This is a genomic window from Streptomyces sp. WMMC940, from assembly GCF_027460265.1.
In the GTDB taxonomy this organism is placed as follows: Bacteria; Actinomycetota; Actinomycetes; order Streptomycetales; family Streptomycetaceae; genus Streptomyces.
In genome coordinates this window covers 3,962,355-3,977,045 of the sequence record NZ_JAPZBC010000001.1, presented here as the reverse complement: position 1 = coordinate 3,977,045, position 14,691 = coordinate 3,962,355, and the positions used below count along the sequence as shown (strand labels likewise).

Sequence of the window (14,691 nt, the reverse complement as noted above, 5' to 3'; positions counted from 1 at the left end):
CATCTCGACCGGGGCCTTCGTCGTGTCCCCCTCCGCCTCCTTTCCTTCCCCGTTCCGCCCACTGGTTCTGACATTTGTCATGCGCGCCGATGACAGCGCGCACTGCCGACGGCCGGGGTCCGGCGGAACGCTGGATCCATGAACAGCGATGGGCACGTGATCGAGGCAGCCGGACTGCGCCGCGGTTACCACGGCGGGTTCGAGGCTGTGAGCGGAATCACCTTCTCAGTGGGGCGCGGTGAACTCTTCGCGCTGCTCGGGACGAACGGCGCCGGCAAGACCTCCACCGTCGAACTGCTGGAGGGACTCGCCCTCCCGAGCGCCGGCACCGTGCGCGTCCTCGGCCGCGATCCGTACCGCGAACGGGCCGCCGTACGGCCCCGGATCGGGGTCATGCTCCAGGAGGGTGGATTCCCCTCCGACCTGACGGCCGCCGAGACGGTGCGGATGTGGGCCGGCTGCACCAGCGGCGCCCGCCCCGCGGGGGAGGCGCTGGATCTCGTGGGTCTCGGGCGGCGGTCCGGCGTCCGGGTCAAGCAGCTGTCCGGCGGCGAACGGCGCAGGCTCGACCTCGCGCTGGCCCTGCTCGGCCGGCCCGAGGTCCTCTTCCTCGACGAGCCGACGACCGGCCTCGACGCCGAAGGGCGCCGCGACACCTGGCAGTTGGTACGGGAACTGCGGGACGCCGGCACGACCGTGGTGCTGACCACGCACTACCTGGAGGAGGCGGAAAGCCTGGCCGACCGGCTGGCGATCATGCACGCCGGGCGGATCGTCGCCACCGGCACCCCGGACGAGGTGACCGCCTCGCGGCCGTCGCGCATCCGCTTCCTCCTGCCGGGGGAGGTACCCGCCTCCCGGCTGCCGCTCACACTGCGGGCCGCCGCGGACGGACAGCGCGTCGAGATCCGCACCCGTGAACTGCAGCGCTCGCTCGGCGAACTGCTGCGCTGGGCGGACGAGGCCGGCGTACGGCTCGACCGCCTCGACGCCCGCTCCGCCTCGCTCGAGGAGGCGTTCCTGGAGATCGCCCGGCCGGGCACGGACACGGAACTGGCAGGTGCCCTGTGAACACGAACACCACGCACACGAACACCACGCATGCGAGCACCGCACGGACCGAGACGGCGGGCCAGAGCGGGGCGAGCCGGGCGACGGGGGCCCCGGCCGGGTCCGGAGCCGGGACCACGGCCGCCGGACGGCTGGGCGCCCTGGGCCGGGCCGAGCTGACCCTCCTCGTGAGGAACCGGACCGCGCTGTTCGTCGCGCTGCTGATGCCGGTCGCGATGGTGGGCGCCCTGCGCGGGACGCTCGGCGGGATGGATCTCGCGGGAGCCGGCCTGAGCATCGCGGAAGCCCTCATGACCGGGGGAGTCGGCATGGTGCTGATCCTGGTCGTGTACCTCAATCTCACCTCGGCCTTCGTCGCCCGGCGCGAGGAGCTGGTGCTCAAGCGGCTGCGGACCGGCGAGGTGTCCGACACGGAGATCCTGGCCGGAACGGCGCTGCCCGCGGCCGCGCTCGCACTCGCGCAGAGCGCCCTGGTGGTCGCCGCCGGGGTCGTGCTCCTCGGCGCGGACGCCCCCCGGCGGCCCGAACTCCTCTCCGCCGGAGCGCTGCTGGGCACCGTCGTGATGACGGCCCTGGCCGCCGCGACCTCCGCGATCACCCGGACCGTGGAGAGCGCGCAGATCACCACCCTTCCGCTGTTCATGGTCTCGGCGGGCGGCTCCGGGCTGTTCATCCCGCTCGACGTGCTGCCGGACCGGGTCGTCTCGGTGTGCGAACTGCTGCCGATGACCGGCGTGATGCGCCTCGTGGAGGCCGGCGTGGGCGGCGGCGCGGACACCGCACGACTCACCGGCGCGGCAATCAACGCGCTGGCCTGGACCGTGATCTCGGTGTTTGCTGTGCGACGGTGGTTCCGCTGGGAGCCGCGGCGCTGAGGACCGGAGGGATCGGGGGTGTCCCGGGTGCGGGTACGGGGCTGGAGCGGGCGCAGCGGGCTCGCCAAGGTGGACCTCTACACACGCGGCACCGTGTACCTGCTCGTCTGGGTGGCGCTGCTCGCGCTGACGCTGCTCATGCTGACCCGGCCCGTGCGCCTCGGCGCACACCCCGCCGTGGCCGTCGGCGCCCCGCTGCTCGCGGTGGCGAACGGCGTGGTCTCCACCCTGCTGGCCCGGCACGCGATGGGCGCCTATCTGGGGCAGGGCCCGGTCCCCCGGAGGCTGGTCGGCGGGGCCGCGTTCGTGGCGGCCCTGGCAACCGGCACGGCACTGTGGCTGGCCGCGACGGTCGGCATGGAGGGGACGCTGCCCATGGCACTGTCGACCGCCCTCGTCCCCTTCGCGACGGCGCACTGCCTGATCGTGCGGCGACGAACGACGGTACTGGTCCACGGGGGCGTGCTGGCTCTGCTGGGCGTGCTGGTGCCACTGACCGGCCGGGGCACCGCGGAGACCCTGTTCACCCTCGGGACGGTCGCCTTCACCATCGGCTGGCTCGCCTTCACCGCTCGTGTCTCGATGTGGGTCCTCGCGGTGATGTGGGAACTGCGTGAGGCCCGGGACGTGCAGGCGCGACTCGCGGTCGCGGAGGAGCGGCTGCGGTTCGGCCGGGACCTGCACGACGTGCTGGGCCGCAACCTCGCGGTGATCGCGCTGAAGAGCGAACTCGCCGTACAGCTCGCGCAACGCGGGGGCGAGCACCGGGCGCTGGAGCAGATGACCGAAGTGCAGCGCATCGCCCGGGATTCCCAGCGCGAGGTCCGGGACGTCGTACGCGGCTACCGGGGCGCGGATCTGCGGACCGAACTGGACGGGGCCCGAGGGGTGTTGGGTGCCGCGGGAATCAGCTGCACGATCGGATCGCCGGAGGACGGGCGGACGGCCGACGGCCTTCCGGTGGAGATCCAGTCCGCGCTCGCCTGGGTCGTCCGCGAGGCCACGACGAACGTACTGCGCCACGGGGACGCCGCGCAGTGCGCCATCGGGCTCACGACGACGGTCGGCGCCGCGGTCCTGACCGTGGAGAACGACGGTGTCCGGGCTCCGGCCGCCCCCGGCGCCCCCGGGACCGGTCTCACCGGGCTGCGGGAGCGTCTGGCCGCGCTGGGCGGCACGCTGAACGCGGGCCCCGCCCCGGGCGCCCGCTTCCGCCTCACCGCACGAGTGCCGGTCCCGGCGGGGGGCACGCCCGACGTGCCGAGGCAGGAGCCCCCCGCGCCGCCCGGCGGGACGGACGAACCCGCGGAGGCCGGAGGCGCGGCGGACGAACCCGCGACGGGCGGGAGCACGACGGACGAACGCGCGCCTGGCGGGGAACCCGGCGGAACGGAACGGGACGCCGTGGTGTGACGTACGGGACAGGCGGAACGGAGAGCGAGAACGCGAGGAGGGACTGGGCGTGACGCAGGATCGCGTGCGGGTGCTGCTGGCCGACGACGAGCATCTGATCCGTGGCGCGCTCGCCGCGCTGCTCGCGCTCGAGGACGATCTGCTCGTCGTCGCGGAGGCCGCATCCGGTACGGAGGCTCTGGCGATGGCCCGCTCGCACCGGCCGGACGTGGCCGTACTGGATCTCCAGATGCCCGGCGGCGACGGTGTGAAGGTCGCCACATCGCTGATGGCGGAGCTGCCCGGCTGCCGGACGATGATCGTGACCAGTCACGGCCGCCCCGGCCATCTCAAGCGCGCGCTCGCGGCCGGGGTGCGCGGATTCGTGCCGAAGACGGTCAGCGCCCGGCGGCTCGCCGAGATCATCCGTACGGTGCACGAGGGAAGCCGTTATGTCGACCCCGAGTTGGCCGCCGACGCCATCTCCGCCGGGGACTCCCCGCTCACCGCGCGGGAGGCGGAGGTGCTGGAACTGGCCGGGGACGGAGCACCGGTCGCGGAGATCGCCGAGCGGGCCTCGCTCTCACCGGGCACGGTCCGCAACTACCTGTCGTCGGCGGCGGCGAAACTGGGCGCGGAGAACCGGCACACCGCGGTGCGCCTCGCACGCGAGCGAGGTTGGGTATAGTGGGCTCCGCGCCACGGCGCATGCGGACGTAGCTCAGTTGGTAGAGCGCAACCTTGCCAAGGTTGAGGTCGCGAGTTCGAGCCTCGTCGTCCGCTCCAGTCGAGAAGCCCCCGGCCCCGCGGCCGGGGGCTTCTTCGCGTCACGACCAGGCGGTGCCGGTCAGCAGCTCGTACGCCTCCAGGTAGCGGGCACGGGTCGCCTCCACGACGTCCCGCGGAAGGGCCGGCGGGGGCTGCTCGCTCCTGCGGTCCCAACCGGAGGCCGGCGACGTCAGCCAGTCGCGCACGTACTGCTTGTCGTACGACGGCTGGGCGCGGCCCGGCCGCCACTGGTCGGCGGGCCAGAAACGCGAGGAGTCCGGGGTCAGCACCTCGTCCGCGATGATCAGCCGCTCGCCGTCGAAGCCGAACTCGAACTTGGTGTCGGCGAGGATGATGCCGCGCTCACGGGCGATGTCCCGGGCGCGGGCGTAGACGTCGAGCGTCGTCCGGCGCAGCAGCGCGGCCGTCTCCGCGCCGACCTGACGGGCGACCTCCTCGAACGGCACGTTCTCGTCGTGGTCGCCGACCGCGGCCTTGGTGGCGGGGGTGAAGATCGGGGCGGGCAGCTCCGAACCGTCCACCAGCCCCTCGGGCAGGGCCAGCCCGCAGACCGTACGGCTCTCGTCGTACTCGGCGAGGCCGGAGCCGGTGAGGTAGCCGCGGGCGACGCACTCGACCGGGACCATGTCGAGGGCCTTGCAGACGAGAGTGCGGCCGGCCCAGTCGGCGGGGGCGCCGGCCGGGAGGTCGGTGGAGATCACGTGGTTGGGCACGAGGTCCGACAGACGGTCGAACCACCAGAGGGAGAGCCGGGTGAGCACCCGCCCCTTGTCGGGGATCTCGGTGGGCAGCACCCAGTCGTACGCGGAGATGCGGTCGCTCGCCACCATCACGAGGTCCCCGGCCTCGTTCTCGTAGAGATCGCGCACCTTGCCCGTGTGGAGGTGGGTGAGGCCCGGGACCTGAATCGGCTCGGGCTTTTCTACGAATCCGGACACGGTTCCTCCGCGTAGGTTGATCCAGGAGCGCTTCCGATTCTCCCCCACCCGGGGACCGCGGCGGGCCGGAGGGTCCGTCCGTCCACTCCGTGGGGGACTCCCCCCTCCCCGGCGGTTCCGGAGGGACGCGGCCCGGGGCGCGGCCGGGGACTCAGTCGCGTTTGCAGATCCGGTCGAGGAGGTTGGCGGTGGCGCGCTGGATCCGCTCGTCCACGTGGCCCGGCCGGTCCAGGGCCGGCGACCAGGCGAAGGTGCCGGAGGCGAAGACGAGCGCGCCGGACGGGGCCCTGTAGAGCGAGGTCTCGTGATGGCGGATGGCGCCGTCGCCGTCGGTGTACGGGGAGTGGGCCAGCAGGATCCGGCCCTCGTGCTCGGGGAGCGGTGCCCGGGGGAAGTAGCGGTCGGCCTCCCCCGCGACCAGTCCGGGGATCTCGTCGCCGTCCCCGGCGCCCGTCGCCTCCCACAGCCAGTGGCCGGCGTTGCGCACCACCATCGGGTGGGGCTCGGGCACCCGACCCGCGTACTGGATGCCGAGCAGTTGCTGCTCGGCGCGGTCGATCTCGCGCCAGAGGGCGGAGCGACCGGGGCCGCGTCGCTTGCGGCAGGTCAGCAGCCGGTCGGCGACGCCGGACGGGGAGGGGCCGAGCTCCACCTGCCAGTACATGGTGTTGGCCGACAGGAACACGAGGGACGTGCCGTGCTCGCGGGCCAGCTCGGCGGTCCGGCGCATGGGCGCCGACCAGTACTCGTCGTGGCCGGGGAAGACCAGTCCGCGGTAGCGGGTCGGGTCGATCCGCCCGGCGTGCAGATCACGGGTGTCGGCGTACGCGAGGTCGTAGCCGTACCGCTCGGCCCACCGGATGAAGTCGTACGCATGCCCGACGTGCAGCGGGAGGCCGGCCCCGGCGTAGGGGCGGTCGAAGGAGACCGTGACCGCGGCGTCGTTCTCCCCGAGCAGCCGGCCGTGCTCGTCCCAGGCGTGGTAGAGGCTGGCTCCGGTCCGCCCGTCCTCCGGGTAGAGGTTGTACGCCTGCCATGTGATGTCGGGCATGAGCAGCAGCAGATCCGCGGGGCGGCTGTCGCGGACCGTGAAGGGGATGTGCGAGCGGTAGCCGTCCTCGGTGGTGAGGACGGCGACGTGGGCGCCGACGGACCAGAACGACGGCACCTGCAGCCGCCAGGAGAGCCACCAGTGGTGGCAGGAGACCGTGCGGTCGGCGGCGAGCGGCGGCGGCTGGACGATCCCGGCGAGACGGGGGCTGGTGATGATCTTGGAGGCGCCGTCACCGCCGTAGTGGCCGATGCGGTACACGTCGACCGAGAAGCGCTGGGGCGGGTCGACCGTGATGTGGAAGTCGATCGCCTCGCCGGGGGCGACCGCGCCGTTGGACGCGAAGCCCTTGATCTGGCGGTGCACGTCGTCGGCGGTGCGCAGGCCGCGTGAGCGCCCGCGGCCCGCGGCCGCGTCCGGGTCCGCGTACCAGGGCACGACCTGGCCGGTGTCGTCGAAGTAGTGCTCGCTGCCGCGCAGCCAGGGCAGCGGGCCCTGCCCGAACGGATCCGTGACGGCATGGGCGAGGGCACCCGATTCCCAGCGCCGGATCGGCTCGGCCCCACGGATGTCCTCCGCCCCCATCGTGCGCCCCTCCCTCGTCCCCTGAGACCGGTCCCGGCGCGCTGACCGTCAGCGCCGGTCCCAGCACATCACATAACGCACGCACACCGTCACCGTTCGTCGTGAATTGACGTGAACGGAACGCAACATTCCGGCCTGGGGTGGCGGAAACCGTCCGGGGCTCCCCTCACACCAGACGGACCGGCTTCTCAGCACGCACGCCCGCCGTCGCCAGCCAGGAACGCAGCGGCTCCGGGTCCCCGTCCTCGACCAGACTGAGCACCCGGGTACCCAGGTCCGCACGGCGCTCACCGTTGATGAGCAGGGCCGGTCCGTCCAGCCAGTCCATGCCCGGGGCGGCGCCGGCGGTGTCCACGGCCGCGCAGCACACCATGGCCGTCACATGGTCGGCGAGCAGCTCCCGCGGGGTGCGCGGCGGTTGGAGGGGGACGAGGGGCAGCGGGTCGTTGCCCCAGGGATCCGGGGCGTCGCCCGTGCGGTCCGCGGCCCGCGGCGGTGCGGTCGAACGCTCGCGCGCGGCCTCCTCACGGGCCACGTCGGCGCTGATCCCGGCGGCGAGCACCGCGCCGGGCCCGTCGGTGCCCGGCGCCCCGGGCACGGGCGGGACCTGGGCCGGGGCGTCGGCCGGCGGCTCGGGCGCCGCCCCGGAGCGGCCGGCGAGGTGCTCCATCACGCGGGCCAGCGTGGGGCCCGCGGGAACACCCGCGGACGGCCGCACGCCCATCGCGTCGAGGACCCGGTGCAGCCGGGCGGCCTCCGTGCGCCACTTCCGGTCGACGACCTCTTCCGGATACTGCTGCCAGTCCACCGGCGACCAGTCCGGCCCGATCTCGGAGGGCCCGCCGTGGAAAAGCCTGGCGGCCAACAGGGACGCGGCCTCGTCGACCGCCCCCGGCTCCTCCAGCAGATCGCAGGCGGGGCGCTCCCCGAGCCGGGAGGCGAAGCCCTCCGCCAGCCGGTCGCGGCGGGAGAGCTCGGTGAGCGCCGAGACGACTCCCGCGTCGAGGCGGCTCGGCCACCGCCCCATCCGCCAGGCGGGCAGCGCCACGCGGGTCAGCAGACGGTCCCATCCCGCGTACGCGAGGCCGACCTGTTCCTGCGCCACGATCCTCAGCCCGTAGTCCACGGCCTGGGCACGCTCGGAGGCGGCCGCGGCGACTCCGCGCTCCATCTCCGCGGCATGACCGCGGCAGCCGCGCAGCAGAACCCGGGCGACCCGCCCCACGGCCCCGCAGGCGAGCCTTCGCACCGGCCCGAGCCCGGGACGGGCCGCGAGCCCGGCCGCGGCGTCCAGGCCGCGCACGAACCGACGGGCAGCGGCTATGTCGGGATGCGCCGACGGGCCCGTGCCGGCGACGACCGGCGCGAGCACGGCGCGGAGCTCCGCGACCCGCATCCACCACAGGAACGGGGAGCCGATGACCAGGACGGGTGCGCCGTCCCGGGACGTGGTCCGGGGCGCGCGGCGAGGGCCGTGCGCCCGGTGCGTACGGTCCTCCAGCCAGCTGTCGCAGTCGGGGGTGAGGGCCACGGCCGACGGCGCGGGCACGTCCATCCGTTCGGCCAGGTCCTCCACCAGCCGGTACAGATCGGGGGCCGCGGCCGGGGCCAGCGGCACCGTCGGGCTGACGGCGGGCCTGGCCCGCGCTATGACGGCGGCGACCACGGCGGCGGCCAGCAGAACGAGGACGGCGGCGGAGGTGACCACCCAGCGCGCGAGGTCCCAGCGGCCACCGCCGATCCGGCCGGTGACCCCGCCGACGAACAGCACGACGGCGACGGCGGCGGGCAGCAGCACCAGGGCCAGCGCCCTGCTGCGCACCCGCAGCACGGCGAGGGCACGGGAACGCGCGGTCAGCGCGCCCGCCTCCTCACCGACGACGGTTCCGGACACGGCCGGACTCACCCCCTCTGCCCTTCGGCGGCGTTGCTCACTCCCCCACTGTGGCACCCGTCACGGACATCGCAATGTCGGTGGGCCAAGTGCCGGAACGCTTGCGCCGCACCCTAGTTGGGCCTTTCCCGGCCGTCATCCGGATGGGGCAGCGGTCACTCGATGGAATGCCTTTGGGCAAAGCTGCTGACATTGTGACCAGGGCCTTGCAGACCCCCGGACCTCGCCGAACGGGCGGGCTGCCGCCGTACCCGGGTCCGGGCACCGCCCCCTGGGGGACGGCCGCGCGGCGGTCGGACGAACAGGCCGGCAGGGGCGGTGGGCCGGACGGGTCCGGACCCGCCACGAGCGGGCCGGCGTGACCCGCTCCCGGGCCTCCTGAGGAAGAGCGGGCGGGGGAAGCGCCACCGGACCGGGGAGCGGCCGCCGCGGCAGAAGCGACTCGCCCCCGCCCGTCTGCGGTGGAGCCCGGTGGGCGGGGCCGCGCGGTGGGCGGTGGAACCCGACGGGTGGGCGCCGGACGGGCGGTGGGCGGATGGGCCCGGTGAGCGGTGGAACCCGACGGGCCTCAGGGGCGGGACGCCGCCTTCTCGGCGATGTCCCTGCGATGGTGCGAACCGTCCAGGTGGATGCGCTCCACCGCGGCGTACGCGCGCTCGCGGGCCTCGGTCAGGTCCCCGCCGGTCGCGGTCACCGACAGCACCCGGCCGCCGGCGCTGACGATCGCGTCGCCCTCCCGCCTGGTCCCGGCGTGCAGGACGTACGCGTGCGGCGCGTCCTGCACCGCGACCTCGTCGAGCCCGCCGATCGGGTCGCCGGTGCGGGGCGTTGCCGGGTAGTTGTGGGAGGCGATGACGACGGTCACGGCGGCGTCGCCGCGCCAGGTCAGCGGCGCCTCGTCGGCGAGGGTGCCGCGGGCCGCGTGCAGGAGGACGCCCGCGAGCGGGGTCTTGAGCCTGGCGAGCACCACCTGGGTCTCGGGGTCGCCGAAGCGGGCGTTGAACTCGATCACGCGCACGCCGCGGCTGGTGATCGCGAGACCCGCGTACAGCAGGCCGGCGAACGGTGTGCCACGGCGGCGGAGCTCGTCCACGGTGGGCTGGAGCACGGTCTCCATGACCTCGTCGACCAGCTTCGGATCGGCCCACGGAAGTGGCGAGTACGCGCCCATGCCGCCCGTGTTCGGCCCCTCGTCACCGTCCAGCGCGCGCTTGAAGTCCTGCGCCGGCTGGAGCGGGAGAACCGTCTCGCCGTCGGTGACGGCGAAGAGCGAGACCTCGGGTCCGTCCAGGTACTCCTCGATGACCACGCGGCCGCAGGCCAGCGCGTGCTCCCGGGCCCGCTCCAGATCGGCGGTCACGACCACGCCCTTGCCCGCGGCGAGCCCGTCGTCCTTGACGACGTACGGCGCGCCGAAGGCGTCCAGGGCCTCGTCGACCTCATCCGGGGTGGTGCAGACGTAGCTGCGCGCCGTGGGGACGTTCGCCGCGGCCATCACTTCCTTGGCGAAGGCCTTGGAGCCCTCGAGCCGGGCCGCCTCACGGGAGGGGCCGAAGCAGGGGATGCCCGCGGCTCTTACGGCGTCGGCGACACCGGCGACGAGCGGCGCCTCGGGGCCGACGACGACCAGATCGGCCTCGAGACGGCCGGCGAGTGCGGCGACGGCGTCGCCGTCGAGGGCGTCCACCGCGTGCAGCTCGGCGACGTCCGCGATGCCGGCATTGCCGGGCGCGCAGTGCAGAGCGGACACGTCGGGGTCGAGGGAGAGAGCGCGGCACAGGGCGTGTTCGCGGGCGCCGCCGCCGATGACGAGGACCTTCACGGCAGCCAGGGTAGCCCGCCCGCCACCGCTGACCTTGTGCGGGCCACCGAAGCGGCCCCGCCTATTCGTTTGTGTATTCCTCCACAACGGTGGCGCCGAGCTCCCGCACGATGAGGTCGTGACCGGACAGGGCCGAGTCCACGAGATCCGGATCGTCCTCTTCCGGGATGTCGTCCTCGATCGCGACGGGCTGCTGCGGCGGCGGGGCCTGCGGAGCCCCGGCCCCTGCCGACTCCGCAGCGGACGGGCCCTGCTGCGGGGCAGGACCGCCTCCCCCGCCCGGCGGCCGTGGGGAGGGCGCCGCAGGCTGCTGGGGCGGCCTCGGCGCCTGCGAAGGCTGAGGTGCGGGCGCGGCGGAGGCGGGCGGGGACTGGGCGGGCCGGCCGCCGTACCCCCCGTAACCGCCGCCGGACGATCCGCCCGGGCCGGGCGGGGGCTGCCCCGCACCGCCCGACGGGTCGATGATCGCCTCGATCTTCCACTGGACGTTGAACCGTTCGGCCAGCGCCTGCCTCAGCACGTCCTCGCTGCCGCTGCTCGCGAAGTTGTCACGTGCTCCGGCGTTGATGAAACCGAGTTGGAGGGTGGTGCCGTCGAAGCCTGCCACCTGGGCGTTCTGGCTGAGAAGGATCCAGGTGAAGCGGCGGCGGGTCTTCACCACCTCCAGGATGTCCGGCCACATGCTGCGCACCTGGGCGGCTCCCTGGGCCGCGGCGGGCGCGACCGGTTGCGACTGCGCGGGAGCAGCAGACGCGGGGGCGGGGGCCGCCGGAGGACGGGCGCCATGGCCGGGCGCGGCGGCCGAGGGCCAGGCGCCCGGACGTGCGGCACCACCACCGGAGCCGGGCGCCGCGGCACCCGGCCACGCGCCGGGGCGCGGCGCGGTGGACTCCTCGGCGGGGGCCGGGGACGGATCCGTCCGGGACTGCGGGACCGCGGACCCGGCGGGCTCCGTCTCCACGGGCTGCCGGGCGGGCTGCGGCGGGGCCGGCTCGGGCTGCGGCGGGGCCGCTTGCGGCTGGGCCTGGTCGGATGCCGCTCCTCCGCCCCGTACCGCCGCACGCGCGGCGGCGGGACCACCACCCGGAACCATCGGCGCGTGCGCCTCCGGACCCGGTACGTAGCCCATCGCCGGCCCGGATCCCTGCGCCGTAAACGCGGTGGCGCCGCGCTCCAGCCGGTCGAGCCTGGCCTGCAGGGACCGCTCGTCGTCGAAGGCCGCAGGCAGCAGCACCCGGGCGCAGATCAGCTCCAGCTGCAGCCGGGGCGAGGTGGCTCCCCGCATCTCCGTCAGCCCGGTGTTGACCAGGTCGGCGGCTCGGCTGAGCTCGGCGGACCCGAACACCTGGGCCTGCGCCTGCATCCGTTCGACCACGTCCGCCGGGCCATCGACGAGCCCCTTCTCGGCCGCGTCCGGCACCGCGGCGAGGATCACCAGGTCCCGCAACCGCTCCAGCAGATCCGCGACGAAACGGCGCGGGTCGTTGCCGCCCTCGATCACCCGGTCAACGACCTCGAACGCCGCGGCGCCGTCGCCCGACGCGAAGGCGTCCACGACCGAGTCCAGCAGCGATCCGTCGGTGTACCCCAGGAGGGACGTCGCCATGGCGTACGTCACACCGTCGTCCGCGGCTCCGGCCAGCAGCTGGTCCATGACCGACATCGAGTCGCGCACCGAACCAGCCCCGGCCCGCACGACCAGGGGGAGGACCCCGTCCTCGACGGGGATCCGCTCCCTGCCGCACACCTCGCCCAGATACTCCCTGAGGGTCCCGGGCGGCACGAGGCGGAACGGATAGTGGTGGGTGCGCGACCGGATCGTCCCGATGACCTTTTCGGGCTCGGTCGTCGCGAAGATGAACTTGAGGTGCTCCGGCGGCTCCTCGACCACCTTCAGCAGGGCGTTGAAGCCCGCCGAGGTGACCATGTGGGCCTCGTCGATGATGTAGATCTTGTACCGGCTGGACGCGGGCCCGAAGAAGGCCTTCTCCCGCAGCTCGCGGGCGTCGTCCACACCACCGTGCGACGCGGCGTCGATCTCGATGACGTCGATCGACCCGGGCCCGTTGCGCGCGAGGTCCCGGCAGGACTGGCACTCGCCGCAGGGGGCGGGGGTGGGGCCCTGCTCACAGTTCAGACACCGCGCGAGGATGCGGGCACTGGTCGTTTTTCCGCATCCGCGCGGCCCGCTGAACAGGTACGCGTGATTGACCCGGTTGTTCCGCAGCGCCTGCTGCAGCGGGTCGGTGACATGCTCCTGCCCGATGACCTCGGCGAAGGACTCGGGTCGGTAGCGGCGGTACAGCGCAAGGGACGACACGCATACGAGGTTATCGGGGCGCACCGACAATCACGGCGGCCGCTGGGGAACCGGGCCTCCGGGTCAGCGGGACGCTGGGGTCGGCCGGGCTCGTAGGATCCGCGACCGCACCGCCGGACCGGGATCCGGACGCCGAGCCGACCCCGACCCGCAGAACGCAAGGGCCCCCCACGCACCCGCCAGAGCCGACCTACCCTTGCTGCCTTCCGGCCCTGGGGGAGTTCAGTCAGATAGCGCCACGTGAGGGGCTGCGCACAGACTACCCGATGGTGGGGGCGGGGAACGAGTTCGCGAGCACTCCTCCGCGTCATGTAATGTTTCCGGCGGAGGATTCGCCTAGAGGCCTAGGGCGCACGCTTGGAAAGCGTGTTGGGGGCAACCCCTCACGAGTTCGAATCTCGTATCCTCCGCCAGTGCCTCACCGGGCACTTTGTCGAAGGGCCCCACCGTTCGCGGTGGGGCCCTTCGACGTTGCCCGTCTCAGTTTCCGTCTCAGTTGGTCTTCGGCAGCTCCCAGAGCGCATCGCCGACTTGCTGGGCGACCTTCAGCAGCATCGTTCCGGTGACGTGCATGTACCGAGCGCGCATACGTGCCGCTCCGCCGGGCTCCCAGCCCATGATCGCGTCGACCACGACGTCCGGACGCCGAGGATCAGCAGGACGGTCGCGGCTGTGTGGCGAGCGTCACGGAGCCGGCCGTCTCGCACTCCCGCGTCCCGCAGCAGTCGCTTCCAGACGTGGAAGTCGGTGTTCGGACTGAGCGGCCCGCCGGTCGGCGAGGCGAAGGCGTATCCCTTGTCCTCCCAGTCAAGGCGGCTCGCTCCGCTCCCCGCGCGCGGCGCTCTCAGTAGTCGTCCGCTCACACAAGTGCCCTTAGCCCCGCCGCGGGACTAGGCGGGTCTCTGCCTCAAGAGCGCCCTCACAGGCAGCCACGTGAGCACCTGTGTGGGCGAGCAGGTAAACAGTCCGCAGTTCTGAGTCTCGGTGGTTTAGTAGGTAGTCAACACAGGATTTGATCATAACGAGTGCGGTGCGAGGCAAGTCGCTGTTGCCGCCACCAGTGCCAAATAGCGGAATCACCGCCGATCGCAGTTCCTCACCACTTTGGTTCAAACGGTCAACCTCGGACAGGACGCTTCTTACACAGTTACCGATATCTCGGACCGGCCTATACCCCTGTCCTGCCTCACCCTCCACAGTAGCTACGTGAAGCACACGCTTTGCGCCGTTTGAGTACTCAATGCATCCCGCCGTAGTCGTAAAGACATGGCCAGCAGGCACGTGCGTTGCACCGCGCATAAGATCGTTAAGCTCATCGGCGACTATGTCTCTAATCACGTGCCCGACCTCGTCTTTCACCGAACCCAAGTAACGAATCGTGGCAGAAATTGTTGGTTCAGTGACCCGAGACATTTCCATGCGAGTGTTCTCAGAGTTCACCCACACGTCGATGCCATTAACGCTAGAAAGGCCACCAGTCATGAAGCCAACCTTGAATTTTTTCACCTCGCGCAGTTGACGCAGAACGCGCTCATGGGCAACTGGTAGCACATCTTTAGTTTGCCCCTTATCGGCGACACTAAGTCGCCTGGACATGTCTTTATTTTCCTTTTCGAGCTCAGTCACCTTCTTAGCTAGGGAGTCAATCCTTCGCGTCTTAGCGAGCCATACAAACGAGCAGATAACAAAAAAGCCGACAAAGCCAGCAGCTCCACCCAGCCTGAAACCAATCGCGCGCCCTTCAGAAACCGAATCAGGAAAGAGCGTAAAAAGCAGTGAGGCGCCTGACAGGGCATACAGCAACACAACTGGGAGTTGTAGCGCATATTGCGACCCAGCCCGGGCGGGACACAAGGTCCATACTTGCAGGACTACCCCCGCAATCAGCATTATTGCTGCGCCCACCAGTAGATAAGTCGTCAAGGTGTCACCTTGTAACTGTGTCTATCAAAAG

10 protein-coding genes, 2 tRNA genes and 1 other RNA gene are annotated in these 14,691 nt (G+C 72.3%); 6 read left to right on the top strand and 7 right to left on the bottom strand.

All coding sequences use genetic code 11. The features are described 5' to 3' along the window. The first annotated feature begins 138 nt into the window (after positions 1-138). The 5 genes from O7595_RS17470 (at position 139) to O7595_RS17450 (ending at position 4,124) form a co-directional block, all read left to right on the top strand. Positions 139-1,071: an ABC transporter ATP-binding protein gene (locus O7595_RS17470; RefSeq protein WP_269729588.1), complete on the top strand. Its 933-nt coding sequence runs from the start codon at positions 139-141 to the stop codon at positions 1,069-1,071. A 131-nt stretch (positions 1,072-1,202) separates the two neighbouring features. Further along, on the top strand, positions 1,203-1,946 hold the full coding sequence (locus O7595_RS17465) for an ABC transporter permease (RefSeq protein ID WP_269732525.1): 744 nt from the start codon (positions 1,203-1,205) through the stop codon (positions 1,944-1,946). A gap of 18 nt (positions 1,947-1,964) precedes the next feature. After that, the gene (locus O7595_RS17460) at positions 1,965-3,359 is read left to right on the top strand and encodes a sensor histidine kinase (RefSeq protein WP_269729587.1); all 1,395 of its coding nucleotides are present in this window, start codon (positions 1,965-1,967) and stop codon (positions 3,357-3,359) included. Positions 3,360-3,408: 49 nt separating this feature from the next. Further along, entirely contained in the window at positions 3,409-4,026 is a 618-nt protein-coding gene (locus tag O7595_RS17455) for a response regulator transcription factor (protein WP_269729586.1), read from the top strand. Positions 4,027-4,048: 22 nt separating this feature from the next. Continuing rightward, positions 4,049-4,124, top strand: a tRNA-Gly gene (locus tag O7595_RS17450). A 41-nt stretch (positions 4,125-4,165) separates the two neighbouring features. On the opposite strand, the gene O7595_RS17445 is transcribed toward O7595_RS17450, so the two are convergent. The 6 genes from O7595_RS17445 to ffs all read right to left on the bottom strand — a co-directional run bounded on the left by O7595_RS17445 (position 4,166) and on the right by ffs (position 12,989). Beyond that, entirely contained in the window at positions 4,166-5,065 is a 900-nt protein-coding gene (locus tag O7595_RS17445) for a phosphoribosylaminoimidazolesuccinocarboxamide synthase (protein WP_269729585.1), read from the bottom strand. A gap of 151 nt (positions 5,066-5,216) precedes the next feature. Beyond that, complete coding sequence (locus O7595_RS17440; RefSeq protein ID WP_269729584.1) at positions 5,217-6,701, bottom strand: N,N-dimethylformamidase beta subunit family domain-containing protein; 1,485 nt, start codon at positions 6,699-6,701, stop codon at positions 5,217-5,219. A 166-nt stretch (positions 6,702-6,867) separates the two neighbouring features. Further along, positions 6,868-8,595: a hypothetical protein gene (locus tag O7595_RS17435; protein WP_269729583.1), complete on the bottom strand. Its 1,728-nt coding sequence runs from the start codon at positions 8,593-8,595 to the stop codon at positions 6,868-6,870. Positions 8,596-9,163: 568 nt separating this feature from the next. Continuing rightward, a complete protein-coding gene (gene purD / locus O7595_RS17430; RefSeq protein WP_269729582.1) occupies positions 9,164-10,417 on the bottom strand; it encodes a phosphoribosylamine--glycine ligase in 1,254 nt (417 codons plus the stop codon). A gap of 61 nt (positions 10,418-10,478) precedes the next feature. After that, on the bottom strand, positions 10,479-12,737 hold the full coding sequence (locus O7595_RS17425; protein ID WP_269729581.1) for a DNA polymerase III subunit gamma and tau: 2,259 nt from the start codon (positions 12,735-12,737) through the stop codon (positions 10,479-10,481). A gap of 157 nt (positions 12,738-12,894) precedes the next feature. After that, positions 12,895-12,989: signal recognition particle sRNA small type (ffs, locus tag O7595_RS17420), an RNA gene on the bottom strand. A 73-nt stretch (positions 12,990-13,062) separates the two neighbouring features. Here ffs and O7595_RS17415 point away from each other — a divergent pair. Continuing rightward, positions 13,063-13,150, top strand: a tRNA-Ser gene (locus O7595_RS17415). A 460-nt stretch (positions 13,151-13,610) separates the two neighbouring features. Here the strand turns inward: O7595_RS17415 and O7595_RS17405 are convergent. Further along, positions 13,611-14,660: a hypothetical protein gene (locus tag O7595_RS17405; RefSeq protein ID WP_269729580.1), complete on the bottom strand. Its 1,050-nt coding sequence runs from the start codon at positions 14,658-14,660 to the stop codon at positions 13,611-13,613. Positions 14,661-14,691: the final 31 nt, after the last annotated feature.

What these genes read in the sequence shown, in the direction of transcription:
- O7595_RS17470 (WP_269729588.1), top strand. Translation starts at nt 139, where the DNA reads ATGAACAGCGATGGGCACGTGATCGAGGCAGCCGGACTGCGCCGCGGT.
- O7595_RS17440 (WP_269729584.1), bottom strand. Translation starts at nt 6,701, where the DNA reads ATGGGGGCGGAGGACATCCGTGGGGCCGAGCCGATCCGGCGCTGGGAA.